The organism is Candidatus Oleimmundimicrobium sp., from assembly GCF_030651595.1.
In the GTDB taxonomy this organism is placed as follows: Bacteria; Actinomycetota; Aquicultoria; order UBA3085; family Oleimmundimicrobiaceae; genus JAUSCH01.
The window spans coordinates 1-26740 of the sequence record NZ_JAUSCH010000004.1 but is presented as its reverse complement, the minus strand read 5'-3'; the positions used below and the strand labels follow the sequence as shown (position 1 = coordinate 26740).

Here is a 26740-nt window from a genome sequence, read left to right as displayed (position 1 = left end):
TCTTCGGCTCAACTCATTTAAGTTCCTTGTTTTAAATTACAAATTTCCTCTTAAAAATTAAGCTGTTGAAGTGGTTTCCTCATAATCTTTTGGAACTGCACCATCTTCTTCTTGCTCAAAATTGTCCTTTGTCCCAATTAAAATGACTGCTTTTTTGGGTTTATAACGGCTAAAAAATTTATCTTTCCGTATTGTCTCACCATTTTTCGTAACAGTTCTGTATACGGTCACATCAAAACCATTAATTCCTTGTTCCTCAATTTTCTGTTCTCCTTTATTAATAGTTGAATCTTCAACATATTCAATAGGGCATGAAACTATATTTGAAAATTGAGAAGTATCATACGATACATTAATCCCAAAACCCGTACTGTAAAAAGAAACAGTTACAGAGGAATTTGAATAAGAAGTTTTAATTAAAATATGGGCAGAGGTATCATTTTTAAATCTAAAGTCCGGACCGCCATAGGATACAGTTGCATCTCTTCCGGTTGGGTATTTGCTTATATAAAAGCTATGATTGCTTCTCTCTATAATTGGATATCCACCAAAAAATGCTGTATTAAATATAGTTGTCCCAACCTGGCAAACCCCTCCGCCTATAGTAGGAACCACCTCACCGTTTATTATGGTTCCCGCTTCTTGATAACCTTTTTCGGTTGTCCGTGGCCCCACAAATTCATTAAATGAAAAAATCTCCCCTGGAGCAACAAGCATTTCATCTAAGGTCCCAGCAAGCAAATGAATATTATTCACTCGCGGAGCATTGCCTGCACTATAATAAGTTTTAAAAACACTCACTCGTTCTTTAATCCCCATCGCTTGAGCTTCTTCGGTAGCAAGATCTGGTTTTACTGTTTTCATCTTTAAAATTATTTCACGGGGTGGATTACTTTTTATAACTTTCTCAATTTCTAAATATGCAACAGCCGTATCGATTTTATTCCCATCAACACTCGGAATAATCTTTACTTTCTTACCAATTATTTCAAATTTTGCGTCTTCTGCTTTTTTGCTAATATCCTGGGTAACTTCTTTTATGTATGACTCAACTTTCTCTTTATCTAAAGCTGCTTTAAGAACAACTTTTTTCCTCTCATTAAAAAATTCATCTGTCTTGTTGAATGCAACAAGCTCCCCTATTTTTTCAGGCCCAACTTCCCAGCGCTTATCCGAATATTTTAAGATTAGAGAAGCTTGAAGCATCTTAACAAGATCCGCCTTGGCCTGCTCAACGCCATCATCAGCAACAACGGCCGGGGAAATACTTGTGGGAAGATTAATTTTCCTGTTCTCAAGTGAAACAACCTTATCTTTAATTTGAGAAAATAAATCTGTCTTTTTTACTTTTATTCCAATTTGACTTTTTATAACTTCAATATCTGTTCCATTAATCTCTAAACCCGCGTCCCTCGGCTCTTTATCAACCTCTTTAGCGATATTATTAATAAAAGAATTTATGAGTCGACTATCCGTGTAACAAATAAGCGGGGATTCAATTGGCGAAAACCAAGTTAAAAATCTTATCTTAAAGCAAGAGATAAAACCTCCCTTCCTTCCGACGTTGTAGGCTTTTTCGACACTTTTTGCAACATTTAAGTTTGTTTTAATGTCGGTGGGCGTTAATTTCCACTCCATGTTTTCGTGCTGAACAATAACGGATTTACTTAAGACATGCTCCATCTCTTGAGAAACCTTTTTTTGGGATTCTTGAGGAGTTAGATAACCGACGTTGATGCCATTTATTTTTATGCCATGGTGAATTTTACCGTAATGAATAACAGCATCTGCCAAAGTTGGCAAAGCCACAAGCATTATAATTGAAGCCGCCAAAACTACAATGGTTTTCTTGTTGGCTTTAAAAAAGTTTTTAATTTTAAATAACTTAATTGCTTTTAATATATCCATATTTAATTAAAATCGGTTGGCGGTATTTCTAAACTCTCCATCCTTGCAACCTCAAAAGTCACCCCTTCGTAGGAAGTCAAAGTATACTGAATCCCACCTAATAAACCAACGGCCTGAGAAAGCGTTTCTGAATTTCCTATTGCTTTAATAATAAAAGAGGGGCTAACTTTCTTTTTATCAATAACAATTTGACCTCCTGATTCATTAGCAAAACTTGTATTAGCCGTAATACGTATTCCGTTTATTGAAAGAACTTCAGCCCCTCCCGCTTTAAGTTCATTGACAACATCTATAAGATCATAACAGTCTAAAAATTGTTGTTTGTCTTCGATTACCACCTCAACACCCTCACCTTTAACCCCTATTAGCCCGGCAAATATCTTTAAATTCTCCAGATTATGAGCTGCTTCATTTAAAATTAATTGCTGGTCTTCGGTTGCGTTCTGATATTTAACAAGTCTTATTTCTAAATCTCTTCTCTCTTCCTGCAATGCTCTTACTTCTATATCCAAATCTCTAATAATTTCACCCAGGTCTTGTTTAGATTCTTGCTGCAATTTTTTAGAGATACCACTTTGAATTTGAAGCTGGGTCACCAAAAGCATGCCAATGATAGCAAAAATAACTGCTATAGCAACCTGCATCCTTTTCGTCTGTAAACGATCATAAACATTATAAACATGAAAAATATCTTTCATTCTTGTCCCCAATACTTTCTTTCAAAAATAATACGTCTGATTACCGCAATATTTTGAAACAAGCGAACACCGAAAGCTACGATAGCGGCGTAATAAAGAGGTTCAACGCCTAAACGATCTCCCATATACACAATAAAAGCCGCAAGAATGGTATTACTAAAGAAGCCCGAAATAAACAGTTTGTCATTGAACTCTTTTTCCAAGCTAGCCCTAATTCCGCCAAACGCGCTATCTAAGGCAGCTAAGGTCGCTACTCCTAAATATTTGGCATAAGAAGGCGGCACAGGAATTTTTAAAATTAAACCAAGTGCTACCCCTATCAACAAACCAATTAATGGCAACATTACTTTTCCCCCACAGATTCAGCATATTCAAGATGCAAACTTCCTTTGTAAGACGGTAATCTTAATTCAGAAATTTTATCAACCTTGACAATTAAACCAAAAGCTTTTGCGTAACTTTGCAAAAGCTGCGCGAAACCTTCATCTTCTTGAAGAGCTTTAAGTAATCTGTCTTGTTCCCCAATTGCCTTAATTTTGTAGGGAGACGAGAGTCGAGTGGAATTAATCATAACCGTATTTCCCGCACACCTAATGGCACTGGTAGAAATGAGTCTTTGACCGTTTACGTCAATTCCCCGCGCTTCACCGCTTAATAACGCGTTAACGGCTAGACGTAAATCATAATCATGGATAATATAGTTATTGGGATTTTCAAACTCAGGAAGTTGTGAACTATCCGCAAGAGTTATCTCCACCCCGGTCCCCGTCAAATAAGTTAATCCGGCCGCTTTTTTTAATTCTTCATTTTCTTGGGTAAAAGACGTAAGAATGCCCTCGTTGGCAGCGGCTTGCTTCTCGTAATCTTCTACTTCTTTACGCGTTTTTGACAACTCATTCTTTAATCGTTCGCGTTCTACTTCCAGTGCTTCAACTGATTCCATAAGCCCCTCTTTTCTAGATGATGGACCGGTTTCCTTAAACTTTTGTTGTGAATAGAAAGAGGTTGCAAGAAGTATCCCTAAAACTATAAATCCAACCATTAGAGAAATGCGCCATTTTGTAAATTGCATAATCTTACCTTCAATAAAATTTTAATTTAATAAATAAGTAAGTATAACCAATAAAAACCCTATTGTAAAAAGATATAATAGCTCCTTACTAAAGAGATTTTGAGGAATACTGTTTTAATTAAGAAGAGTTTCCGCGTATTGACGAAGATTCTCGAGGGTCTTTGTAGAACAACTTTCCATATAAATCCTAACGAGGGGTTCCGTGCCTGATGGCCTTATTAAAATCCAACTGTCCCCCTCAAGTAGAAACTTAACACCATCTTTCAATAGAACCTCGTTAACTTTCAAACCACTTATCGAAGAAGGGGGGTTGTTTTTCAAATCGCGCAACAATTTTGTTTTTTTGTCTTGTGAACAATGAATGTCTAAGCGGTAATTATAAAAATGTCCATATTCTGAATAAATTTCATCGAGTAAATTCGATAAGGATTCATTTTTATTAGCGGTAACCTCACAAAACAACAGGCCGGCCAATATTCCATCTTTTTCAGGCACATGCCCCAATATACTCAAACCACCGCTTTCTTCCCCTCCTATAACTACTGGTTCTTTTAGCATTATCTGACCAATATATTTAAAACCAACAGGAGTTTCTTCAAACTTTACACCAAATTTTGCCGCAATTTTATCAAGTAAATGAGTGGTTGATATGGTTCTAACCACCTTACCGTCTGATTTACGATCCCCAAGTAAGTATGAACATAAAACCGAGAGGCCTTGATTTGATGAAAGAAAATACCCCTTATTGTCAATTGTGCCAAACCTATCCGCGTCTCCGTCTAACGCCAAACCAAGGTCAGCTTTTTTGCTTAAAACTAAAGACTGAAGTTCGCTTAAGTTTTCTAAAGACGGCTCGGGTAATCTGCCGCCAAAAAGCACATCACGATAATCATTAATTGGATAGACCTCACAACCTGCTTCTTCAAGCACTTTTTTCATCACAACCTGGCCCGAACCATACATGGGATCAAAAGCAATTTTCAATTTGGCTTCTCGAATTACTTCAAAATTAATTAGACCCTTTAAGTGCTCTAAATATCTATCAACCGGGTCGATAACATGCAGCAAATCATTACCTTTGGTGTCATCAAAAAATACTTTTTTATTTTTAAAAATCAAGTTTATTTCTTTCTCTATCTGCGAAGTTATTTCCGAAGTGGCTGGACCGGCATATTCTGGAACAAACTTAAGGCCATTATATTTTGCTGGATTATGACTAGCCGTTAACATAATTGCCCCCGCGGCCTTAAAAAAATTTATAGAGCATGCAGTGACAGGTGTCGGTGTTGAGTCTTTAATTAAAAAAACAGGAATTTTGTTTCCGATTAAGACCGAAGCACAAACATCGGCAAAATCTTCAGAACAAAAACGATTATCGTAACCGATAACCACCCCTTTTTCGGATAAACCACAATTATGGAGATAATTGGCTATCGCCTGAGTCACTATTCTTACATTTTTAAAGATAAAGCTATCGCACATGATAGCTCGCCAACCATCGGTCCCAAATTTTATAGTGTCCCGCATGTTTCCTCCTTATTGTGTGCAAATAATTTTGCTGATTAAGCTCAAATATTTATCTACCTGGGCCATTGCTTCCTCATCTGACTCGGCTTCACAATAAACTCTGCAAACTGGTTCTTCCGGATCGGGAATCACAAGTACCCAATAGTCATCTTCAAAAATTTTGATACCATCAGTTAAGTCAATTTTTTTGCCTTTAGTTTTTTCTAACAAGCTACGCATAACCAAACCTTTGTTTTCCCAAGCACAAAACGTATTTTTTTGTGCAAGATGATATTTCGGTAAACCTTCTATTAATTTGGAAATCGGAGTCTTTGCTTTTGCTAAATATTCAAGCGACAAACAAAGAGATTGCATCGCATCATACGCTGGAAGAAATCGCGGAAAAATAAAACGTCCGCCTTGCGCTCCAGCAAAAACAACATCTTTTCTTAAGGCGGTAGTCATCAAATCAGTTGCGCTTAGCTTGGTTCTTAAAATTTTTCGCCTATTTTTCTCGGCAATTTTCTCAGCGGCACTTGGTACAGTAATCGGTACTGCTATTTTACCTTTTTGCCCAAATCGAGATACTAAATCAATAAGTAAAAGCAATAACGAGTCATAGCTAATCCTGTTTCCCTTTTCGTCTATCATAAGCAATCTTTCACATGTGGCATCAATTAAAACACCTAAATCGGCCTTAAATGTATTAACGGTTCTGCCTAATTGTTCAAGTGATTGCCCGAACTCTCTAATGCTCAAAGTTGATTTATCCTCATCTGTGAATGCGTTTAAAGAAATTACCTCACATTCTAACTTCCCAATTAGCTGGGGCAATACCAGAACAGAATTCCCATATGAATAATCTATTATAATTCTAAACTTTTTCTTTCTTATTTCGGTCTTATTTATCTTTTTTAATAGTGCATTGGCATAGTACTCATAAGTAAGTGTTGGAAATGAAGTTTCTCCTATTTCGTTATGAAAAGCACGCCTAAAATCTTCTCGGTAAAAATAACGTTCGATTTTTCTCTGTTCACCTTTAGAAAGATTAATTCCGTTTGAATCAAAAAATATAATTTCAATTAATTGGGGGTCAAAATGTGAAATATGAACGTGAATTCCTCCAGCACATCGCATAGAGCGAATTGCAAATCTATTTATTGGAGTTGGAGACATCCTCAAATCCTGACAATGAATTCCCGCAGAACCAAGACCGGCAACTATCGCCCTTTTAATCATTCGTGAAGCCCGGTTTGAATCTCTACTTACCGCAACATAAGACCCTTTTTTTAACGAAGTCCCATAAGCCATAGCTAACCGCGCAGCCGTATCCGGAGTAACATCTATGTTAATTATTCCTGAAACACCATTGCGGCCGAAAAGGGTGCGAGTCCCTTTAGATTCCCAAATAATACTTCGGTTAATGGTAGCTCCCCCGTCTATTACTTTAAAAGGGTAAATTTTTACATCAGGATTGATAACAGCGCTATCTTCAACACGGCAATCATCACCCAAAACCACTCCTTGTTCCAACCGAACCGATTTCTTGACATCGCAGTTTCTTCCAACAATACATCCGTTAAGAATAGCATTTGAACCAATATAAGAATTTTCTCCAACAATGGCTCTATAAATTTTAGCTTTTTCTCTAACAATGGCATTGTTCCCAATAACAGAATACCTGCCTATAACCGCGTCATTCTCAATCATTGAGTCATGGCCTATTATCGCCGGACCTAAAATTTTTGCATTGGGACCGATTGAAGCTCCCTCGCCAATCCATATATTATCCCCCATCTTAATTCCGGGCATATTTATATTTACTTTACCGTCTAACACGTCTCGCTGGGCCTCGATGTATTGTTTAATGTTCCCTATATCACACCAATAATCATCGACAACAAAACCGTATAGCGGAAACCCATTCTTTAAAAGATAGGGGAAAAGGTCTTTACTGAAATCAAACGGTTTACCTTCGGGAATATACTTAAATATTTCTGGTTCTAAAACATAAATTCCGGTATTAATGGTATCGCTAAAAACCTCGCCCCATGAGGGTTTTTCTAAAAACCGCTCGACACGCCCTTTTTTATTAGTTATCACAATTCCAAACTCCAAGGGATTTTCCACTTTTTTTAAAGCTATGGTAGCCATCGATTTGTTTTTTTTATGGAAATTAACAACTTTTGTTAAATCAATATCAGTTAATGCGTCTCCGCTTATTACAATGAATGTATCATCTAAGTAATCCTCAGCATTTTTTACGCTGCCAGCCGTTCCAAGAGGAACATCTTCTATTGCATAACTTAAATTTACACCGAGCTCTTCCCCTTCGGCAAAATAACTTTTAATAACACTTGGAAGAAATTGTAGAGTGGCTACAATGTCTGTGATCTTGTGTTTTTTAAGGTGCTCGATGATGTGTTCCATGATCGGTTTATTTGCTATGTGCACCATGGGCTTTGGATGATTACTTGTAATCGGCCTAAGCCTTGTACCTTCGCCTCCTGCCATAACTACTGCTTTCAAAAAATCACCTCTCCTCATACTTCAACACGAAAGTTGCTCTTCGAACGTAATCTATAAATGACGCAACAGATAGAAAAACTCCAAAGTAAAAAAGCAAAACCCCAAAATTTACACCGGCTATTATTAAAATTATCGAGCTCATCAAGATTGCAGTTGCAGTTTTTCCAAGGTAAGTTACAGGCACCTCTTTGTCGCGCCATTGCATATACTGATAACCAATCATTGTAAATAAATCTCTCGAAATTACTATAATCACGGCAAGTAAAGGTAAGAAATCCTTTACCACTAACACAACCAAGGTACTTATAATTAATAAGCGATCCGAAAGAGGATCGATAAATTTCCCGAAACTAGTTACTTGAGAAAAAGCCCTCGCTAAATAACCATCTAGCCAATCGGTGAGCGCAGCCAGGGTAAACAGAAATAGAGCAATATAATTATAACCTAAAAGAAAAAAATAGATAAAGAAGGGAATTAAAATTAATCGGATAATCGTCAAGATATTCGCAATTCCCAAGAAATCATCACCACCGTTTAGATTTAAAATAAATGAATACTCCAAAAACAAAAGACACCATAACAATCAAAACAATAAAATAACCATACGTCCAGTATAACTCAGGCATATTCTTAAAATTCATCCCATATATACCGGTTATTAGAGTAAGCGGTATAAAAATCGTCGCAACTATAGTCAACTTCTTCATTACCTCATTCATTCTGTTGGAAACGTTGCTTAAATAGATATCCATGGCTCCACTTATAACATCTCTAGCTGTATCAACAGAATCGACGATTCTTATCAAATGGTCAGCAACATCTTGAAAATAGATATAAGCATGTCTCTCAATAAAAGTTTCGTGTCTCAACAAAACACTAATTATTTCCCTTTGTGGAGCAGCTATTTTACGTATGGTGATAAGCTGACGTTTATATAAAAACAACTCTTTGAGATTTTCCTGCGTGGGAACCTCAAATATTCTATCTTCAAGCTCGTCAACCTCGTTGCTTATTCTATCGACCAAAAGGAAGTCTCCGTCGACCATCACATCAAGCAGGTGATGCAAAACCCATTCTGCTCCCCTGCTCATAAAATCGGGGGCTTGTTTGCAGTGGTCGAAAATCAAGTCGAGATTTTTCATCTTTCTATCATGAACTGTTACAAAAAAATTTTTACCTAAGAAGATATCAACTTCAGCAGTCTCCATTTTATCTAAACCAGAGGAACCTAAAAGGTCATGCCATACAATGAAAAGATATCCCACATGCTCATCAATTTTTGGAAGATTGAACTTCGTTTTAGCATCTTCGATAGCAAGCGGATGGAGGTTAAATATGTCAGCAAGGATTTTGAAATTGTCTTCTGTGGGCTCCTCTAAATCTACCCAGATAGAACAACTATCCTTATCTACAAACTCTTTTATGTTTCCAAAAGGAACACCTTCTTTTATCCCCTCGCCTGGAACATATACTAAAGTTTTAATCATGGCGCCCCTCCAGGAACTTTAATTCGATAAAACAGCAAAAAATCCTACTAGTAGTTAAAAATACATTCAAAACCGAAACTGATACATAAAAAATAATTTTACTCATTCAACCTTAAACTATTAATTGAATTAAATACCCCAAGATTAAAGAAAACATTATTATTGAAACAATATAGATAACTGCCGTTTTTCTGCCCAGCTTGCGGGCTAAAACAAAAAAAGTAGACAAGTTGGTTGCGGGGCCGACTATCAGAAAAACAACGGCACTACCTACGGTTAAACCTTTTGAAACAAGAGCCGCAACAAAAGGAATGCTACCAGTAGAACAAATATACATGGGACCGCCAATAATAACCATTAAAATAAGCGGCAAAAATCCCGTCCCTAAATAATGACCGATTATTTCTTTAGGGGCAAGGGTAGCAATTATCCCCGCACCCAGCAAACCAAGAAAAATCCAACCTAATGTATCTCTTCCTATCTCCAAAAACCCGTACCTAAAAACTTCTTTGAGCTTCTCGGTAAACCCAAAATAGCGCTTATGTTCACAGACAACATCACAATGAGAGCATTTAATTCTCTTCTTAACTTCCACATTCGATGAATCTACGAAAATATCTACAAAAAGACCTGTAAGAATGGCTATAAAAAACCCCGTAAACACCATTAAAATCACGAATTTACAACCAAAGAAAGCATAAAGCAAAAATAACGTGGTTACAGTAGTGACAGGAGTTGCAATTAAAAAGGAGATAGTCGCTCCCAAGCTCGCCCCACGCCTTCTTAAAGTCATTGCCATGGGAATCCACGCCACAAGAACATAAAGGCAAAGGGATGCCAATTAAAGTAGCGTAAATCAATGACTTAAAGCCACTGCCAATATGTTTTTCTAAAAAACCGACCGGAATTAAAACTTTAAGCAAGCCGGCAAATAAATACCCAACTGCCAGCCAAGGTAAAGCCATTAAAGTGAAGACCCATGTATTTTTTAATATTTCTACAATCATCATGTTTCAATTCTACAATAACAAAACAGGAAAAGAAATTTTACAAATTCGATAGAAATAACAGACAAACAATCATCAAATGAGAAAAATGGTAGATATTATGGTTTTTTTTGATTTTACTATCAACCGTTTTTTTTGGTCGGGGCGACTGGATTCGAACCAGCGGCCACCAGACCCCCAGCCTGGTGCGCTACCAAACTGCGCCACGCCCCGATAACAATAGTTTACATTATCCTTTTTGAGCCAATAAAAAACAGCGAACTCATTATATCTAAGCCGCTATTTTCGTTCAAGATGATTTTAGGCATTGTATTCCCCGGAAGTTAATTTCCCTACACAATGAATGTAACAATTTATCCTGATTACCATCCAAAGAGAGCAATTATTCAACTCAATCAACATATCTACTTAACTGAGGTTATGCTTTTTATATCACCTAATCTTCTGTTTTTAAAAATCCATTTTCTCTCAATAATTTGAAAACATCATCAGTTAATCCCGGCATCTTTTCGTCATATTTATTTAATATGTCAAGTATATCGTCTAAATAATATATGCTTTTCGCGGTACTTTCTTCCTTGTAGGCGCGATATAAATCTGCGATATAACTTTCGCCTTTTTCCTTTAAATTAAGATAGAGCATAATACATAACAAATTCCGATCTAAGAGGTCTTTATCGGGCTTAAACTGCTTTTTTCTTTTCGAAATCCAATCCTCTATATCTTTTTCTGAAATACGGTATTCTTTCCCAAATTTAATGCGACCTATTTTCCCTGTTTTGCACCATTCTCGAATGGTTGTGGGCTTAAGGTTTAATTTTTCGGCTACTTGTTTTGGAGTATAAAGCTTATTTTCCTTTTCCATCTCAAACCTCACTATAACTTAGTTTATATAATGATATATAATTATATATCATTATATCTAATCGTCTTTCAATTTGCCAATATTCGAATTTTCTATCAGCTATTTCAAAATAAGAAATAAAAATGAAAACGAAATAGAAAAATTAAAAATGTTAAGAGCAAAACCTCATCACCCTCCCCTCCATCAAGGGCGAGGGAAAATGCTCGAATTAAGAGCCCAGAATAACCCACAAAAAATTAATTCTTTGGGCAAACAAAAAGACAAACAATTTAAAAAGGATAAACAGTGTATTTTTTCACATGTAACGAGATTGATCAGTAGCCAAATGCTTTCAATTCATCTTTTGCCCCACGCATCATTAAATCGGAAACACAATTGAGAGGACGCTTGTTTTCATACAAAACCTGATAAACAGCCCTGGTAATAGGCATATCAATACATCTCTTTTCGGCCAGTCTGTATACCGCTTTGGTAGTTTTTGTCCCTTCGGCCACCATCTTTGTTTCTGCGGTAACTTCTTCCAATGTCATTCCTTTAGCAATCTTTTCTCCGGTGTTTCTGTTTCTGCTATGACGGCTCGTGCATGTGGCTATCAAATCGCCCATCCCGGAAAGACCGGCAAAAGTCGAAGATTGAGCCCCCATATTTAACCCTAACCGAGTCATTTCAGCTAACCCCCTCGTCATTAAAGAAGCCCTGGTGTTATCACCATAACCTAATCCATCGGACATTCCTGTAGCTAAAGCAATTATATTTTTTGTAGCTCCCCCAACTTCAACCCCAATAATATCGGGATTGGTATAAACTCTAAAATAAGGTGTCATAAACATATTTTGAACTTTTAAGGCCACTTCTTTTTTATGTGCCGAAACAACTGTTGTGCTCGGTATTTCAAGACTTACTTCTTCTGCGTGATTGGGACCCGAAATAACTGCAATCTTCTCAAAAAATTTCTCGGGCAATTCACTAGCAATAACTTCAGACATACGCATGAGAGTATCAACTTCTATCCCTTTAGCAAGACTTATAATAATTTGATCTTTAAGAAAACTCTTTAACTTTTTAACAACCTCTCTCATCCCGTGCGATGGAACAACCAGCGCTATAACTTCGGCCCCTTTTACAACATCGTCCATTTTAAAAGATACATCCAGATTTTCGGGAAAAATCACATTTGGAAGATAGCGTGGATTGCTTCTTTTGGATTGTGCTTCACAGGCAAACTTTTCATCCCTTGCCCACAATGAAACGACAAAACCCTTTTTCGCTAAAAGAATTGAAATAGCTGTTCCCCAGCTCCCAGCCCCTATAACAGCAATTTTTTTCTCCGTTAACCTGAATAAATTAACTTTTTTTGCCAATTTTAGACTCCTTACCTTTTAAAAGTTGTTTCATGTTTGACCTATGTTTATAAATTGTGACCACAGCATCAATTAAACTAAATGCTATGTAAGGATAATTGCCCCGATAAAAATATATCATAAAAAACGGAAATGTAGCAGCTACTATGACTGAACTGAGCGAAACATATCTTGTTAAAGCAAAAACAATAAGCCAAATTAAAAACAAAGCAAAAACTATTTTTGGAGCAATAACCAGTAAAACACCAGTAGTAGTGGCCATCCCTTTGCCACCTGAAAACCTAAGAAATATAGACCAATTATGACCGGCAATAACAGCAAACCCGGCGGCTACAATAACCGTTGAGTCCAGCATCGAATAGCTCGCAAAACTTGTTCCAGTCTGAAGAAAAGAATTAAAGAGAGTGGGCGCGTCCCTGAAGAATAAGCTTGCAAGACCAACCGAGACAACACCCTTCAGGATATCACATATAAGCACCAAAATACCCGGGGTGATGCCCAATACCCTAAAGGTATTGGTGGCTCCAAGATTTCCGCTTCCTTGCTCTCTTATGTCTATTCCATAAAAACCTTTCCCAATTAGCAATGCAAATGAAATTGAGCCAATTAAATAGCTTACACCAATAACAAATAATGCTTTTATTAAAATACTCACGTTAAACTTAAGTCCCTTCTTTTTAAAATTAAAATTTTTCAATCGAAAGTTTGATTTTGCCGGTTGCAAATTCGCTAATTAATCTTCTTTATCCTCTCTGCTTTTAGTTTATCCTACCGGGTTTTTTATAATGACAATCAACTCTTTTTTCTAAAAAGCAATTTCACGGGAACACCTTTAAAAGAAAAGAATTTACGAACCTCTGACGTCAGATATCTTTTAAAATACACATTAATTAAGCTTGGCTCATTGACAAAAAATAAAAAAGTCGGTGGGCCTGTTTTAATCTGCGTCGCATATAATAAATTAAGTTTTTTCCTCCCTTTGGATACCGTATGACCTTTTGTTTTTATCGCTTGAACTAAATTATTAAGCTGGGGTGTTGAAACTTGTCTAAAATACTCATTGGCAACTTTATCTATCATTGGATAAATTTTGCTTATCCCCTTATTTTTAAGAGCGGAAACCTTAAGAACGGGAGCATAACTTATAAATCTTAATTTTTTTTCCAAACTGTGATAGAGATTGTTAAGATTCTCGGCATCTATCAAATCCCATTTATTTAATAAAACCATAACACCACAATCTCTGTCATTAGCTATTTCTGCAATTTTTTGATCTTGCCCGGTTACCCCCTCTGAAGAATCCAAAACAAGTAAAACAATGTCGGCCCTATCAATAGCCCTGAGAACACGCACCATCCCGTAATACTCTACCCCTTTTATTTTTTTCCGACGACGAAGGCCGGCTGTGTCAATAAACAAATAACTCTTTCCGCCTCGTTCAACTACTGTGTCAATGGTGTCTCTGGTTGTTCCGGGAATATTACTTACAATTACTCTTTCTTCCCCAAGTAATCGATTACATATAGATGATTTCCCAGCATTTGGCCGCCCAATTATGGCAACATTAATAACCCCTTCAACTTTCTCCACTTTTTCCGGAGGAAGAACTTTCACCAACTCATCCAGTAAATCTCCTATACCTAATCCATGCATGGCTGAAATTGCATGTGGTTCACCAAGCCCTAAAGAATAAAAAGAAAATTTATCAAGCTCTTTGCTAATATCATCCAGTTTATTCACGACAAGAAAAATTGGTTTTGTTTTTTGACGTAATATGTTAGCAATCTCCTTATCGTCATGAAGAAGGCCAGTTTTGCCGTCGACAACAAAAATTATCGCATCTGCCTCTTCTACTGCAAGAAAAGCTTGCTGTCGAATAGATTCAATGAGATTCTCCTTATCATCAAAAATAAGACCACCCGTATCCACTATAGTGAAAGATTTTCCTGACCAGTCCGTCTTTATGTAATTTCTATCTCTTGTCACTCCACTTAATTCATCAACGATGGCAGGTTGGCCAGACGCTATTCTGTTAACTATGGTAGATTTTCCAACATTTGGCCTACCCACAATTGCGACCAAAGACAAAACGCATCAACTCCTATTGCTTACTTTAATTAAATCTTCGATAAATTGTTTTCCGTTGGTCGAAACCAAACAAATCGGAACCTTTAATTTTTGTTCAAGTTCGTTGAGATTTATATCATCTAAGAATAACTTACCTTCATTCAACATAATATCAGGTAAAAAAAGAGGCGCTTCAAAATCTTCATCTTTTGCAGTATTTAAAATATCAGAGCCCGTAACCAACCCGGTCACATTCACTTCCCCGCCAAAAAACTTGTTAGGAACTTTTTTTACTTTTAAATAAATATTAAACTTTTTTAGTTTGGCAAACGCCTCTTTTAATATTGACTCCGGCATCTCTCCGGTTAGCACGGTTCCGGTTAAAGGCTTAAGAGCATTGGCGCGTTTCGCTAATGCCTCCTCAAAATCGCTTAAAAAAAGGCGGGCTAAACCAATACCATTTTCAATTTGAGGAAAATCCCCGTAATGTTCCTTGTCGGGCAAAGTTTTGCCACTCATTAAATAAAATTCATCCGCAAGAAAAACTCGGGACAAATTCCTAGTCTTTAAAAATTTTTTTTGAAAAACTTCTATTTCTTCAATTAACGAACCAGCTTCATTTGGGGTAAAGGAGCGCAATGGATAGAGTTTTTCTCTATAAGACGTAAGCCCGACCGGTACAATTCCCACTGATTCAATCCCTGAATAATTAGTGGAAAGATCAATAAGGGTGTGCATTAAGTTGTCACCATCATTTATGCCTGGGCAGAGAACAATTTGTATGTGAATACGTATGCCCGCGTCTAAGAGACGTTTAAGGTATTCAAGGGCCTTATCTCCAGCCCTTGGTCTAATTAGTTTAGAACGAATCGCTAAATCGGTAGAATGAAGTGAAACATAAAGCGGGCTTAAGCGCTGTTCAATTATTCTTTCCAATTCCGAATCACTTAAATTTGTTAACGTAACAAAGTTTCCATACAAAAAAGAAAGTCGATAATCATCATCTTTTATAAGCAAACTTTTTCTAACGCGAGGCGGCAGTTGGTCTATAAAACAAAAAAGGCACCTATTCTTGCAGAATTTTAATTTATCAAAAATTGATGACGAAAATTTAACCCCAAGCGGCTCGCCTTCCGCCTTTTCTATTTTAATGCAGAGTTTTTGCCCGTTGCGTAAGATGTTAAGATTAAGCTTTGAAGGGTCAGAGTAAATTTGAAAATCAATAATATCCCTCAGAGGAATATTATTTATATTCTCTAAAATATTGCCGACTCGAACTCCGGCCATGTCAGCGATACTACCTTTTCTTACTTTATCAATTTTTGCAATCATATTTAAACGCCCTTGTATTATTAAAATAATCAAACAATTTCTCACTACAGCTTTTTAACAACCTTTGCCACATTATCAATAATCCAATTGGGAGTAGATGCTCCAGCTGTAATTCCAACAAAATTAACACCCTTAAACCATTCTTTTTTAATTTCTGAAGCAGTTTCAATATGATATGTTTTTGGATTAACTTCAGCACAAATTTGAGTCAACCTTGAAGTATTGGCGCTATTTTTCCCACCAACAACCAACATCAAGTCAGCATCTTGTGCTAAATTCCTCGCAGCTATCTGCCTTTTAACTGTAGCATCACAAATTGTGTTAAATATTTTAATTTCTTCCGTTTTTGGAATCAACGCGTTTATAACTTTTTTTAAATTTTCAATCGGCTGGGTAGTTTGAACAACAATACCTACTTTTTTAAAGTTAGAAAGCTGCTTAATGTCCTTAACGTTCTCAACCACAACCGCTTTACCCCCGGCATAAGCAAAAATCCCAATTACCTCAGGATGATTTCGCTCTCCGACAATTACAAGATTATACCCCTCTTCTATAAGCTTTCTGGCACAATGTTGAGCTTTTTTTACAAAAGGACAAGTAGCATCGATAATTTCTAACCCCTTCTTTTTTGCCTCAATCTTTACCTTCGGATCAACACCGTGAGAACGAATAATTATCGTCCCTTTATCAATTTGATTTAAACTATCTACTGACACAATCCCTTTACCTTTAAGCCAATCAACAACCTGGGGATTATGAATTATCGGCCCCAAAGTACAAATTGGTTCAGGTAGTTTACCAACTGCCTCTTGAGCAAGTTTTAGTGCTCTCTCCACCCCGTAACAGTATCCTGCTTCTTTAGCTACTTTTACCTTCATTGTTTATATCTCTCCTAAAATTGATGAAATTGCTTCACCGATTTTTTCGGTAAGTTTTGTTTTATCGTCAATCAATGGTATCGGTTCACCAATCTTAACCTTAATCTTCGGGAACCTTGGTATCAACTTCCCCTTAGGCAATATCTTTCCGGTCCCTTTGATTCCCATAGGAATAATCGGGGCGCCGCTTTTAATCGCAATGAGGGCGGCTCCTTTGTGCAAAGGCCCTAATTTATCATCCTCTAAACGATTTCTTCTCCCTTCAGGGAAAAGAGCAAAAACCTGACCTTTTGATAAAACTTCAAGTGAATTTTTAAAAGCTTGTCTATCATATTTTCCCCTGTGTATTGGGAAAGCACCGAGCTTCCTGAAAAAAAAACTTAGCACTGGATTTCGGAACAGTTCCTCTTTTGCCATGCTATGGATTTTACGGGGATACAATACCGCGCTCACTACAAAAGGATCAATATTACTTTTGTGATTTGACACTAAAATAACCGGCCCGGTCTTTGGAATGTTTTTCTTGCCGATAATATTTAATCTGTAAAACAGTTTTAAGACAACAAAAAACAAGCAGATAATAAAAGTATAAAAAAAGTTTTTCTTTTCCTCCAATTTAACTCTCATCCCCTACAATCCGAAGGATTTCTTGAATTACCTGTTCAATCGTCTTTTTTGTGGTGTCAATCACATAAGCATCACAAGCTTTGGCAAGAGGACTGGTTGGCCTGGTACTATCAATTGTATCACGAGAAACTATCTCTTTTTCTAATGATGATATTTCTACATCATGACCCTTGCTTTTCAGTTCAAGATATCTTCTTCTTGCACGCTTTTTTGCTGAAGCATTAAGAAAAAATTTATAATCAGCTTCAGGAAATACACATGTCCCAATATCGCGACCTTCCACAACAACATCTTTACCTTTTGCCATTCTTCGTTGAATTTCCACCATAACTCTTCTTAGAGCTGGCACCTTGGCTATAATTGAAACACAATTGCTTACTTGAGGTAAACGAATTTCGTCTGTTACATCGCACCCGTCAAGATATGTTTTTACCTGTAATTTCTCATTTACAAAATCTTCTTTAAAAGAAATTTTTACATTATTTGCAAGTTTTACAAGAGCTGCCTCGTCGGATAAGTTAATTTTTTCTTGAAGCGCTTTCCAAGTTAAAGCTCGATACATTGCACCAGTGTCTAAATAGTAAAGGCTCAATCTTTTTGCTATCTCTTTGGCTACGGTGCTTTTACCAGAAGCAGCCGGCCCATCAATCGCTATTATCAAGTATTTTTCCCCTTTACCAAAGATTTAAGGATCTCTTCAAATCCCGGAAATGACACCTCTATGCACTCCGAATCCTTTATTATGGTAGCTCCTTCAGCACACATTCCGGCAACTGCAAGCGCCATTGCCATCCTGTGATCCCCAAAAGATGAGCAAATATTTCCTTTTAATTTACAAGGACCGTGAATCGCAAAACCATCTTCAAATTCATCGATTTCAGCTCCCAATTTTCTAAGCTCAGAACATATTGCCCTTATGCGATCTGTCTCTTTTATTCTCAACTCTTTAGCATCTTTAACAATAGTGGTCCCACTCGCTTGAGTTGCGGCAACAGCAAAAATTGGTAACTCGTCTACCAGTCTTGGAATAAGTTCGCCTCCGACTGTCAAAGCTTTTAATTTGCTCGATTTTACCCAAATATCCGCTCGAGGCTCCTCATATATCGTCTTCTCATTTAAAATATTGATGTTAGCGCCCATTTCTGTCAAAACACTTAAAAGTCCCGTTCTGGTAGCATTAATGCCAACATCTTTGATGATTATGTCCGATTTTTCAGTGAGAATAGCCGCCACGATAAGGAATGAAGCTGATGAAAAATCACCGGGAATTTCTATTTTCACCGCCTTAGGTCTGCTACCCCCTCGAACACATACTTCGTTACCGGATATTTCAATATCAACCCCCATGTGTTTCAAAAGCCGTTCCGTATGGTCCCTGGATTTTATTTCTTCTATAACACACGTTTTTCCGTTAGCTAAAAGTCCAGCCAGTAAAACACAGCTTTTAACTTGAGCACTCGGAACAGGTGTTTTATAGATAATTCCCTTAAGGGGCTGTCCAGTAATTTTAATCGGGGCTCTATCCCCTTCGTCCTCGGCACATATATTTGCTCCCATTAAACGCAAAGGTTTTATGACTCTGCCCATGGGTCTTCTTTTTAAAGAATCATCACCGGTTAATGTCGAGGAAAAGTTTTGCCCGGCCAACATACCGGACATAATTCTCATTGTCGTACCTGAGTTGCCTAAATCTAAAACATTTTTAGCTTCTTTGAGGCCCCTCAACCCGACTCCTTTAATCACTAATTCAGTTGAACTCAATCTCTCAATTTTCACACCCAGTAAAAGCAGGCAGTTTAAAGTACTTAAACAATCAACCGAAGGCAAAAATCCTGAAATATGAGTTTCACCTTCAGCTATTGCCCCTAATATTAGCGCCCGGTGCGATATTGATTTATCTCCCGGAACCCTTGCTTTTCCGCTAAGGGCAGAAGCCTTGTTTATCATCAAATCCATTTATTTTTCACCAAATAATTTTTTATCTTTATTCTTTTTCATAAACATCTTTTATCTCCACTTTATAACCCTTGTCTTTTAGAGTTTTTGCCGCTCTTTCGGCTGCTTGAGAATCTGTAATCACTAATTTAATCAAACCGGAACTTTCAGTTAAGTGAACTATTTCTATCCCCTCAATATTTATCCCTATATTCCCAAGCGCGACTGTAACATCACTAATGGCTCCCGGTCTATCTTTAACAGAAATTGAAATTTCGCGAAACTGAGAAATATCTTTATGAAGAATTAAGGGGAGATTTTTTCTTACAATGCTTGCACTTTCAAGTTTTGCTTCCAAGCCATCTCTGTCTTTTTCTTTAATTATCTCTTTTAATTCATCAAGTTCTTTTTGAAATTCACAAATTTCTTTTAAAATTGCGTCCCTGTTTTCAAAACAGATATCCAACCACATTGAGGGATTACCGGCAGCAATCCTGGTCATATCACGAAACCCGCCAGCTGCAAGTAGTAAAAGATTTTCTTTTTCACTTGTATAGCTATGCGCCAAATTCACTAAGGTAGCTGAAAGCAGGTGAGGCAGGTGACTTACAACCGCAACCAATTCATCATGTTTATCAGGGTCAATGGCAATTACATTTGCCCCAATTTTAGTTAAAAGAAGATGTAGCTGTTTAAAAGCTCTCATATCCGTTGCTGAAGTAGGAGTTAAAATATAATAAGCATTTTTAAAAAGATTAGAATCTGCCGCAGAAATTCCTTCGTGCTCAGACCCGGTCATTGGATGTCCGCCAATGAAATGAATTTTTGACGGTAAAAATTCTTCAACACTGTGACAAATATTGAATTTAGTGCTACCAACATCAGTTACAATACAGTTTTCATTTAAAAATGGTAAGATTTTTTTGACAATATCAACAACAACACCAACAGGTGTAGCAACAAAAATAATATCCGAGCCCTTTACTCCCTCTTCCATCGATAAAGTACCTTCATCGATGGCACCTATTTTTTTCGCTTTATCTATCGTGTCTTGTCGCCTGGTAACACCTACAACCTTTGGAGAATTGGGCAAATTTTTTATTGCCAATCCCAGCGAACCCCCGATTAGTCCCACTCCTATTATTGAAACTTGCTTAAAATCACTCAAATTAATCAACCTTCATCTTTTTTCCAAAAGTATTTACCAAAGAACTTATTTTTTTCATTATTTCGGCAAAAGACGCGGGTGTTAAAGATTGAGAACCATCGCATAAAGCCTCTTCCGGATTTCGATGTACTTCAATCATAAGACCGTTGGCCCCAGCCGCAATGGCGGCCAAGCTCAATGGCTCAACCAAATCAATTCTACCCGTAGCATGACTGGGATCCACAATTATCGGAAGATGGCTCAAGTTTTTTATTAAAGGTATGGCGCTTATGTCAAGCGTATTTCTGGTATATGTTTCAAACGTCCTTATGCCTCTTTCACATAAAATTATGTCTTTATTCCCGGCTTTAGCCACATATTCTGCTGCCATTAAAAATTCCTCAATCGTGTTACTGAAACCCCTCTTCAACAAGACCGGCTTACGCTGTTTCCCTACCTCTGTAAGTAACTGAAAATTTTGCATATTTCTCGCGCCAACCTGTAATACATCGGCATATTTAGCAACCAACGCCACATCTCTTGTGTCCATAACTTCTGTCGCAATTGGGAGGCCTGTAACATCACGAGCTTTCGCTAAAATTTTAAGCCCTTCCTCACCTAAACCCTGAAAACTATAAGGCGAAGATCTGGGTTTAAAGGCCCCGCCTCTTAACATAGTAGCTCCTGCATCTTTTACTGCCTCGGCAGTAGCTAAAACTTGCTCTTCTGATTCCACCGAACAAGGACCGGCAATAACAGCAAAATAATCCCCGCCAATTAAACTATCTCCTATTTTAATTATTGTATCTTCCGGTTTAAACTCACGACTTACTAATTTATATGGCTTAAGCACCGGCATTACTTTTTCAACACCGGGAAACACTTCTAACGGGACAGCGGCAACTACGTCCTCTTCTCCTATTACACCAATAACTGTCCTATACTTTCCCTCGGAGACATGCGTATCCACGCCCACTTCTTTAAGCTTGTCTATTACATGCTCAATTTCTTTTTGGCTTGCGCCCTCTTTCATTACAACAATCATTTTTTACACCCCGCTATTAGTCGTTAGTTGTTAGCCATGTCAAATTAAGAACAATAAGTAAAAAAAATTAAAATGAAAAGCTTTTAAAGCATTATTCATTTTACATTACCATGCCTACCGGCAGGCAGGTAGTTTTTCATCTTTCATTCTTTACTCTCCGTTTCCAACTTTCCAATCTTCAATCTTTAATTTTTAATTTTTAATTCTTTTAAGCTCTATTCTCTAAGCTCACTGCTCTACACTCTCTGCTATCTGCTACTTAATACTTCTCTTAAAGCTTTTATAAATTTTTTGTTCTCCTCGGGAGTTCCAATTGTTACCCTTATATAATCTTCATAATCGAGACCAAAAATATTACCCGTTCGAATAATTATGCCCTTATATAGAAGTTTATCAAAGACTTCTCTTGAATCCTTCTTAACATCGACTAAAATAAAATTCGCTTCCGATTTAACATAATCCAAGCCCATTTCGTCGAATGCTTTATATAAATAAAATTTCTGCTCTAAATTTAATTTCTTTCTTTCTTTCACTTGATTTTTACAGCCTAAACTGGCCATTGCTGCAACTTGGGCAAGATGATTAACATTAAACGGTTCCCTTATCTTATTTACGGCAGAAACAATGGATCGTGAAGCAATCCCGTAACCGATTCTGCATCCGGCAAGCCCATAAATTTTTGAAAAGGTCCTAAGAACCACGATTTGTTTATCTTCACTAAAATAATCGAGGCCATTGGGATAATTTTTATTATCGACGTACTCAAAATACGCCTCATCAAAAACAACCATCACTCCATCGGGAACATTGCGCAAAAAATCTTCCACCTCGGTTTTTGTAACAATTGTTCCGGTAGGATTATTTGGATTACAGATGAAGACAATCTTCGTTTTATCATTTACCGCATCCAGTATTTTAACAAGATCGTGTTTATGGTTTTTCAGCGGGATTTCCCTGCAAACACCGTTCATAATTTTGGTAACGGTCGGATAAACAATGAATGATGGATTTGCCATTATTACCTCATCACCGGGATTTAAACAAACCTGAGCCAACAATCTCAAAAGTTCATTTGAGCCATTGCCTATCATTAAATTTGACTCGAGAACATCCAAGAACGACGCCAACTTGTTCTTAAGCTCAACACAACCACTATCGGGGTAACGATAAGCTTCATTTCGAGCAGACCAAATTGCCTCAATTGCCTCCGGAAAAGGAGGGTATGGAGATTCGTTGGAAGCCAATTTTATAACTTCTTTAAGTCCAAGTTCGCGCTTCACGTCAGAAATTGGTTTTCCGGGACTGTATGATTTTAATATATCAAGCTCCGAACGTAAAAAATTTTTCATTCCTCACCTTTAGAGAATAAAACCGACACCTATGTGTCGGCCTAATCAACTAATAAATTTTAACACAACGATTAAGTAGACTCAATAAGATTACCTGCTAACAGCACACTAAGCTCTCTCCTTGCAGTTTTAATAGTATGTATCATTAAGAAGAGTTATTGTTGCCCCCTCGTCAAAAAACTTCACAATATTAAGTGCCCCTCTGTCCTGGGTAATCTTCCAAAAACTTGTCAATTCTAAACCGAGAATATCGCTGATTATTGTCTTAATAGGCCCACCGTGACTGACTATCAGGATATTTTTGTTCTCGTTTTCATTTAAGATTTTCCTCAGACCACTCAAAACACGTGTCTTAAAATCATCCCAAGTCTCTCCACCGGGAATTTGAACCTCCGAGGTTTTGTTCAACCAATCATCAGCAAGATTTGAATACTTATCTTTAATCTCAAAATACGTTAACCCATCCCATTCACCAAAATCAATCTCATTTAATCCAGGCACTTTACAAACATTGAGTCCGTGTGGCTCTGCAATAATTCTCGCCGTCTGAATTGTGCGCGTTAAAGCACTCGAATAAACCGCATCAATCCGTTCCTTTGACAGAAATGAAGACAACGCTTTGGCTTGACGTTCCCCGTTGTTGTTCAAGGGAATATCGGTCAAACCCAGATATTTCCCCTTTGAATTCCACTCGGTCTCTCCATGTCTTACCAAATAAACCTTGGTCATATTATTTATCCCCCGCTTCAGAAACGCCGGCACCTTCAAACGTTGCCATCTCGTTTATTATCTTAGAAGCTGCCTCAACCAGATTTATTCCGAGAGCGGCCCCCGTCCCCTCGCCCAAACGCATATCCATAAAAAGCATCGGCTTTAAACCCAACAACTCCAAAACTTTTTTATGGCCCGGCTCTACAGAAACATGCGAAGCAATCATATAGTTTGCCGATTCGGGCGCAATCTTTGAAGCAACCAAAGCGGCTGCCCCGGAAATGAATCCATCTATAACAACGGGTATCTGATTAGCCGCCGCCCCCAAAATAACGCCAGCTAAACCGGCTATCTCTAATCCCCCGACCTTAGCCAGAACATCGATCGCGTCGGTTGGATCGGGTTCATTAACCCGAATTGCTTCCTTAATTATGTTTATTTTTTGATTAAGCTTATCATCATCTATCCCTGTTCCTTTTCCAACAATCTCTTCAACTAAAACTTTTCCAAAAACCGCGGTAATCGCGCTGCTCGGAGTGGTATTGCCGATTCCCATTTCTCCTGTTCCCAAAATGGTAGCCCCTTCATTTATCGCATTTTCAGCTATATCTATCCCCACCTCAATTGCGGCTATAGCCTCATCTTTTGACATAGCAGGCCCTTTGGCCATGTTGTCGGTACCCATTTTTATCTTACGCGAGATTAAGCCGCTCGCTTCAAGGGGAGCAGCAACTCCAATGTCAACAACCTTGACATCAGCGCCCACATGTTTTGCCAAAACGTTAATTCCCGCTCCGCCATTTAAGAAATTGTAAACCATCTGAGGTGTCACTTCCTGAGGAAAAGCGCTTACCCCTTCTTTAACAACACCGTGATCTCCGGCCATGACAATTATCGCCTTTTTACCGATTTTTGGTTGAGGGTTTCCGGTAATTCCGGCAATTTTCTTCGCTATTTCCTCTAAAACCCCCAAACTACCAAGCGGCTTGGTTAAAGAGTCCAGCTTCTTCTGAGCAAGCTCCATGGCACCCTCATCTAAGGTTCTTATTTTATTTTTTGCAACTTCTAAACTCATCAACATTCCTCCTTAAATTTTTTCATTTTCATAACAAACCGCTCAACAACCTGAGGTTTTGCACTAAAGTGTAAATGTACGTAAGATGCCAAAAGATTTTTGAAAGCATAACCCTCAAGTTTACGTTCTCCTTTTTTCTTGGCTAAATAAGTCTTTACAATTTCCCCGCCAACTTCAATATCAGACCACCTAAATTCATGTCCTCTAAGTCTCCACCCCTCCTTTGCAAGCACGTTATCCGAACCAACTTTGATATCAACATAACCCAAGGACACCAACTTGGATTTCATCTTCACCACAGCGGGAAACACCCCAACCATCTCGTAGGCCTTGCCGTCGCAAGCAATTAGTTTTTCCGCTAAATACATCAACCCACCACATTCCGCGTAAGAAGGAATATTATTCTCTATCGCAGTTCTAATTGCATTTCTAAGGGATATATTTTTTTCCAGTTTTTCCCCGAATAGCTCCGGGTATCCACCGCCGATGTAAATACCATGAATGTTTTGAGGTAAATCCCCGTCATTTACCGGGCTGAAAGGAACTATCTCAACACCGAGGGACTCAATTAATTCAAGGTTTTCTGGATAGTAAAAGAAAAACGCCTCATCCATTGCCACCGCGAGACGAATCCCTTTCCCAAAAACATTCTCGGCAAACGAACTATTAGAAGTCATCTCAATTGGAAGTGCTCTTTGAGCAACAGAAATTATATCATCGACATCTATAAATTTCTCCACAAATTCCGTAATTGACCCAACCATCTCACGCGCAATGGGTTTTTTATTCGGGAAAATTAAACCCAGATGTCGCTCAGGTATCTTAAGTTTTTTATCTCGTGGCAAATATCCCAAGACTTTTAAATCAAGATTATTTTCTATCGCTGATTTAACCATTTCATAGTGACCCTTGCTACCAATGTTATTTAAAATAACTCCTTCAATATTTAAATCTTTATCAAATTCGGCATACCCCTTAACCAAAGCAGCCACACTTCTTGCCATCTTGCCCGCGTCAACAACCAAAATCACCGGTGAATCGAGAATTTTTGCAATTTCAGCCGTGCTCCCAACCTCGTTCGTGCCATCGTACCCATCAAATAAGCCCATTACGCCCTCAATTACACAAATATCCGAGCCTTTCGCGCCATGAAGAAAAATCTCCGGAAGCGCATCTCTCTCAACCATCCAACTATCAAGATTTCTCGATTTTTTGCAAGAAGCAAGTTCATGGTAGCAAGAATCAATGTAATCGGGGCCAACCTTAAAAGGCTGAACTTTAAACCCCCTCTTCTTAAGCGAAGCCATGAGCCCAATTGCAACCGAGGTCTTACCCACACCGCTATGCGTTCCGGCTATGACAATCCTTGGAATTTTCACTTGCGTCCACACTCCAATAAAACTTTTTCGATTGCCTCAACTATGTTTGAATTCTCTTCCTCGCTTCTAATGGCCACTCTAAAAAATCTTTCTGAGAGACCGTCAAACGAGGCGCAGTTTCTTACATAAAAACCGCACTCAAGTAAATCCGCGTGGAAATTCTCCGGATTAAAATCAGCCGATATGACCTCGGCTAACAAAAAATTAGCTTGTGATGGATAGGTTCTTAGACCGGAAATTTTGCTCAGAGAAGAAAATAGCCTATCTCTTGCCTCAATATTTTTCTTTAAAGAAAATCTCTCGAAATCTCCATCCTTAAGTGCAAGAACAGCAGATTTTTGGGCAAGTCCATTTACATTCCAGGCGGACGTCTTATTCTTCAACTCAAAGATTAAAGACTCGTTTGAAACAATATATCCTACCCTCAATCCCGCAAGCGAGTAAAACTTCGTGAGCGAGCCTAAAATAGCCAAGTTACTATATTCATCTACCAGCGGCTTTAAAGTATAGTCTTCTTTCTTTAACACAAAATCCATAAACGCCTCGTCAACCACAACAAACACGTCTTTTTTTCTCGCTTCCCCTAGCAACTCAACCAGATTATCCCTTGAACAAAGATTGCCCGTAGGATTGTTTGGATTACAAAGAAAAAGCATGTCAACATCATTAAGTTCCGATATTGTCAAATCAAGCGGGAAAGCAAAATTTTTATCCTTTTGTAAATTCAGATTCTTTCTTTCGCCACCGGTAGAAATTATGGCA

At 37.8% G+C, this 26740-nt stretch carries 25 protein-coding genes and 1 tRNA gene; all 26 read right to left on the bottom strand.

Annotated features, from left to right (window positions below):
* Window positions 1-57 precede the first annotated feature (57 nt).
* Window positions 58-1908, bottom strand: a complete 1851-nt coding sequence (locus tag Q7U95_RS00195; RefSeq protein ID WP_308751253.1) for a VanW family protein — start codon at window positions 1906-1908, stop codon at window positions 58-60.
* 2 nt (window positions 1909-1910) lie between these two features.
* Window positions 1911-2606 carry a DUF881 domain-containing protein gene (locus tag Q7U95_RS00190; RefSeq protein ID WP_308751252.1) on the bottom strand — a complete coding sequence of 232 codons (696 nt, stop codon included), beginning with the start codon at window positions 2604-2606 and terminating at the stop codon, window positions 1911-1913.
* On the bottom strand, window positions 2603-2950 hold the full coding sequence (locus Q7U95_RS00185; protein WP_308751251.1) for a small basic family protein: 348 nt from the start codon (window positions 2948-2950) through the stop codon (window positions 2603-2605). The genes Q7U95_RS00190 and Q7U95_RS00185 overlap by 4 nt, the downstream gene beginning before the upstream one ends.
* The gene (locus Q7U95_RS00180) at window positions 2950-3678 is read right to left on the bottom strand and encodes a DUF881 domain-containing protein (RefSeq protein ID WP_308751250.1); all 729 of its coding nucleotides are present in this window, start codon (window positions 3676-3678) and stop codon (window positions 2950-2952) included. Before Q7U95_RS00180 ends, Q7U95_RS00185 begins: the two co-directional genes overlap by 1 nt.
* A gap of 114 nt (window positions 3679-3792) precedes the next feature.
* Window positions 3793-5205 carry a phosphoglucomutase/phosphomannomutase family protein gene (locus Q7U95_RS00175; RefSeq protein ID WP_308751249.1) on the bottom strand — a complete coding sequence of 471 codons (1413 nt, stop codon included), beginning with the start codon at window positions 5203-5205 and terminating at the stop codon, window positions 3793-3795.
* A 9-nt stretch (window positions 5206-5214) separates the two neighbouring features.
* A complete protein-coding gene (locus tag Q7U95_RS00170; protein ID WP_308751248.1) occupies window positions 5215-7713 on the bottom strand; it encodes a mannose-1-phosphate guanyltransferase in 2499 nt (832 codons plus the stop codon).
* A gap of 4 nt (window positions 7714-7717) precedes the next feature.
* The gene (gene pgsA, locus Q7U95_RS00165; protein WP_308751247.1) at window positions 7718-8275 is read right to left on the bottom strand and encodes a CDP-diacylglycerol--glycerol-3-phosphate 3-phosphatidyltransferase; all 558 of its coding nucleotides are present in this window, start codon (window positions 8273-8275) and stop codon (window positions 7718-7720) included.
* Window positions 8238-9200 carry a magnesium/cobalt transporter CorA gene (gene corA / locus Q7U95_RS00160; protein WP_308751246.1) on the bottom strand — a complete coding sequence of 321 codons (963 nt, stop codon included), beginning with the start codon at window positions 9198-9200 and terminating at the stop codon, window positions 8238-8240. The genes pgsA and corA overlap by 38 nt, the downstream gene beginning before the upstream one ends.
* A gap of 112 nt (window positions 9201-9312) precedes the next feature.
* Window positions 9313-9999, bottom strand: coding sequence for a permease (locus Q7U95_RS00155; RefSeq protein ID WP_308751245.1), 687 nt, complete (start codon window positions 9997-9999; stop codon window positions 9313-9315).
* 344 nt (window positions 10000-10343) lie between these two features.
* Window positions 10344-10420, bottom strand: a tRNA-Pro gene (locus Q7U95_RS00150).
* 223 nt (window positions 10421-10643) lie between these two features.
* On the bottom strand, window positions 10644-11072 hold the full coding sequence (locus tag Q7U95_RS00145) for a helix-turn-helix domain-containing protein (protein WP_308751244.1): 429 nt from the start codon (window positions 11070-11072) through the stop codon (window positions 10644-10646).
* 314 nt (window positions 11073-11386) lie between these two features.
* Window positions 11387-12433 (bottom strand): NAD(P)H-dependent glycerol-3-phosphate dehydrogenase, encoded by a 1047-nt coding sequence (locus Q7U95_RS00140; RefSeq protein WP_308751243.1) that lies wholly within the window; start codon window positions 12431-12433, stop codon window positions 11387-11389.
* Window positions 12417-13088 carry a glycerol-3-phosphate 1-O-acyltransferase PlsY gene (gene plsY, locus Q7U95_RS00135; protein ID WP_308751242.1) on the bottom strand — a complete coding sequence of 224 codons (672 nt, stop codon included), beginning with the start codon at window positions 13086-13088 and terminating at the stop codon, window positions 12417-12419. The genes Q7U95_RS00140 and plsY overlap by 17 nt, the downstream gene beginning before the upstream one ends.
* A gap of 137 nt (window positions 13089-13225) precedes the next feature.
* Window positions 13226-14521, bottom strand: a complete 1296-nt coding sequence (gene der, locus Q7U95_RS00130) for a ribosome biogenesis GTPase Der (protein ID WP_308751241.1) — start codon at window positions 14519-14521, stop codon at window positions 13226-13228.
* Window positions 14522-14527: 6 nt separating this feature from the next.
* Window positions 14528-15832 carry a DUF512 domain-containing protein gene (locus Q7U95_RS00125; RefSeq protein WP_308751240.1) on the bottom strand — a complete coding sequence of 435 codons (1305 nt, stop codon included), beginning with the start codon at window positions 15830-15832 and terminating at the stop codon, window positions 14528-14530.
* A 44-nt stretch (window positions 15833-15876) separates the two neighbouring features.
* On the bottom strand, window positions 15877-16710 hold the full coding sequence (locus Q7U95_RS00120) for a 4-hydroxy-3-methylbut-2-enyl diphosphate reductase (RefSeq protein ID WP_308751239.1): 834 nt from the start codon (window positions 16708-16710) through the stop codon (window positions 15877-15879).
* 3 nt (window positions 16711-16713) lie between these two features.
* Window positions 16714-17337, bottom strand: a complete 624-nt coding sequence (locus Q7U95_RS00115; RefSeq protein WP_308751238.1) for a lysophospholipid acyltransferase family protein — start codon at window positions 17335-17337, stop codon at window positions 16714-16716.
* Entirely contained in the window at window positions 17327-17998 is a 672-nt protein-coding gene (gene cmk, locus Q7U95_RS00110) for a (d)CMP kinase (protein WP_308751237.1), read from the bottom strand. Before cmk ends, Q7U95_RS00115 begins: the two co-directional genes overlap by 11 nt.
* Window positions 17995-19293 (bottom strand): 3-phosphoshikimate 1-carboxyvinyltransferase, encoded by a 1299-nt coding sequence (gene aroA, locus Q7U95_RS00105; protein WP_308751236.1) that lies wholly within the window; start codon window positions 19291-19293, stop codon window positions 17995-17997. Before aroA ends, cmk begins: the two co-directional genes overlap by 4 nt.
* 28 nt (window positions 19294-19321) lie before the next feature.
* Window positions 19322-20440, bottom strand: coding sequence for a prephenate dehydrogenase (locus tag Q7U95_RS00100; RefSeq protein WP_308751235.1), 1119 nt, complete (start codon window positions 20438-20440; stop codon window positions 19322-19324).
* A gap of 1 nt (window position 20441) precedes the next feature.
* Window positions 20442-21464 (bottom strand): 3-deoxy-7-phosphoheptulonate synthase, encoded by a 1023-nt coding sequence (aroF, locus tag Q7U95_RS00095; RefSeq protein WP_308751234.1) that lies wholly within the window; start codon window positions 21462-21464, stop codon window positions 20442-20444.
* Window positions 21465-21712: 248 nt separating this feature from the next.
* A complete protein-coding gene (gene hisC / locus Q7U95_RS00090) occupies window positions 21713-22813 on the bottom strand; it encodes a histidinol-phosphate transaminase (RefSeq protein WP_308751233.1) in 1101 nt (366 codons plus the stop codon).
* 129 nt (window positions 22814-22942) lie between these two features.
* The gene (gene cobC, locus Q7U95_RS00085) at window positions 22943-23542 is read right to left on the bottom strand and encodes an alpha-ribazole phosphatase (RefSeq protein ID WP_308751232.1); all 600 of its coding nucleotides are present in this window, start codon (window positions 23540-23542) and stop codon (window positions 22943-22945) included.
* Between the two features lies 1 nt (window position 23543).
* Window positions 23544-24599 carry a nicotinate-nucleotide--dimethylbenzimidazole phosphoribosyltransferase gene (gene cobT / locus Q7U95_RS00080; protein ID WP_308751231.1) on the bottom strand — a complete coding sequence of 352 codons (1056 nt, stop codon included), beginning with the start codon at window positions 24597-24599 and terminating at the stop codon, window positions 23544-23546.
* The gene (locus Q7U95_RS00075) at window positions 24599-25978 is read right to left on the bottom strand and encodes a cobyrinate a,c-diamide synthase (protein WP_308751230.1); all 1380 of its coding nucleotides are present in this window, start codon (window positions 25976-25978) and stop codon (window positions 24599-24601) included. Before Q7U95_RS00075 ends, cobT begins: the two co-directional genes overlap by 1 nt.
* Window positions 25975-26740: aminotransferase class I/II-fold pyridoxal phosphate-dependent enzyme (locus tag Q7U95_RS00070; RefSeq protein WP_308751229.1), on the bottom strand; the 766-nt coding region annotated here is incomplete at its 5' end. The genes Q7U95_RS00075 and Q7U95_RS00070, both read right to left, overlap by 4 nt.

Coding starts and splice junctions, on each gene's coding strand:
- aroF (WP_308751234.1), bottom strand. CDS start 21,464: ATGATTGTTGTAATGAAAGAGGGCGCAAGCCAAAAAGAAATTGAGCAT.
- Q7U95_RS00185 (WP_308751251.1), bottom strand. CDS start 2,950: ATGTTGCCATTAATTGGTTTGTTGATAGGGGTAGCACTTGGTTTAATT.
- Q7U95_RS00195 (WP_308751253.1), bottom strand. CDS start 1,908: ATGGATATATTAAAAGCAATTAAGTTATTTAAAATTAAAAACTTTTTT.
- hisC (WP_308751233.1), bottom strand. CDS start 22,813: ATGAAAAATTTTTTACGTTCGGAGCTTGATATATTAAAATCATACAGT.
- Q7U95_RS00180 (WP_308751250.1), bottom strand. CDS start 3,678: ATGCAATTTACAAAATGGCGCATTTCTCTAATGGTTGGATTTATAGTT.
- cobT (WP_308751231.1), bottom strand. CDS start 24,599: ATGAGTTTAGAAGTTGCAAAAAATAAAATAAGAACCTTAGATGAGGGT.
- Q7U95_RS00145 (WP_308751244.1), bottom strand. CDS start 11,072: ATGGAAAAGGAAAATAAGCTTTATACTCCAAAACAAGTAGCCGAAAAA.
- Q7U95_RS00120 (WP_308751239.1), bottom strand. CDS start 16,710: ATGAAGGTAAAAGTAGCTAAAGAAGCAGGATACTGTTACGGGGTGGAG.
- aroA (WP_308751236.1), bottom strand. CDS start 19,293: ATGGATTTGATGATAAACAAGGCTTCTGCCCTTAGCGGAAAAGCAAGG.
- corA (WP_308751246.1), bottom strand. CDS start 9,200: ATGATTAAAACTTTAGTATATGTTCCAGGCGAGGGGATAAAAGAAGGT.
- Q7U95_RS00190 (WP_308751252.1), bottom strand. CDS start 2,606: ATGAAAGATATTTTTCATGTTTATAATGTTTATGATCGTTTACAGACG.
- Q7U95_RS00125 (WP_308751240.1), bottom strand. CDS start 15,832: ATGATTGCAAAAATTGATAAAGTAAGAAAAGGTAGTATCGCTGACATG.
- Q7U95_RS00155 (WP_308751245.1), bottom strand. CDS start 9,999: ATGGCAATGACTTTAAGAAGGCGTGGGGCGAGCTTGGGAGCGACTATC.
- Q7U95_RS00175 (WP_308751249.1), bottom strand. CDS start 5,205: ATGCGGGACACTATAAAATTTGGGACCGATGGTTGGCGAGCTATCATG.
- cobC (WP_308751232.1), bottom strand. CDS start 23,542: ATGACCAAGGTTTATTTGGTAAGACATGGAGAGACCGAGTGGAATTCA.
- Q7U95_RS00115 (WP_308751238.1), bottom strand. CDS start 17,337: ATGAGAGTTAAATTGGAGGAAAAGAAAAACTTTTTTTATACTTTTATT.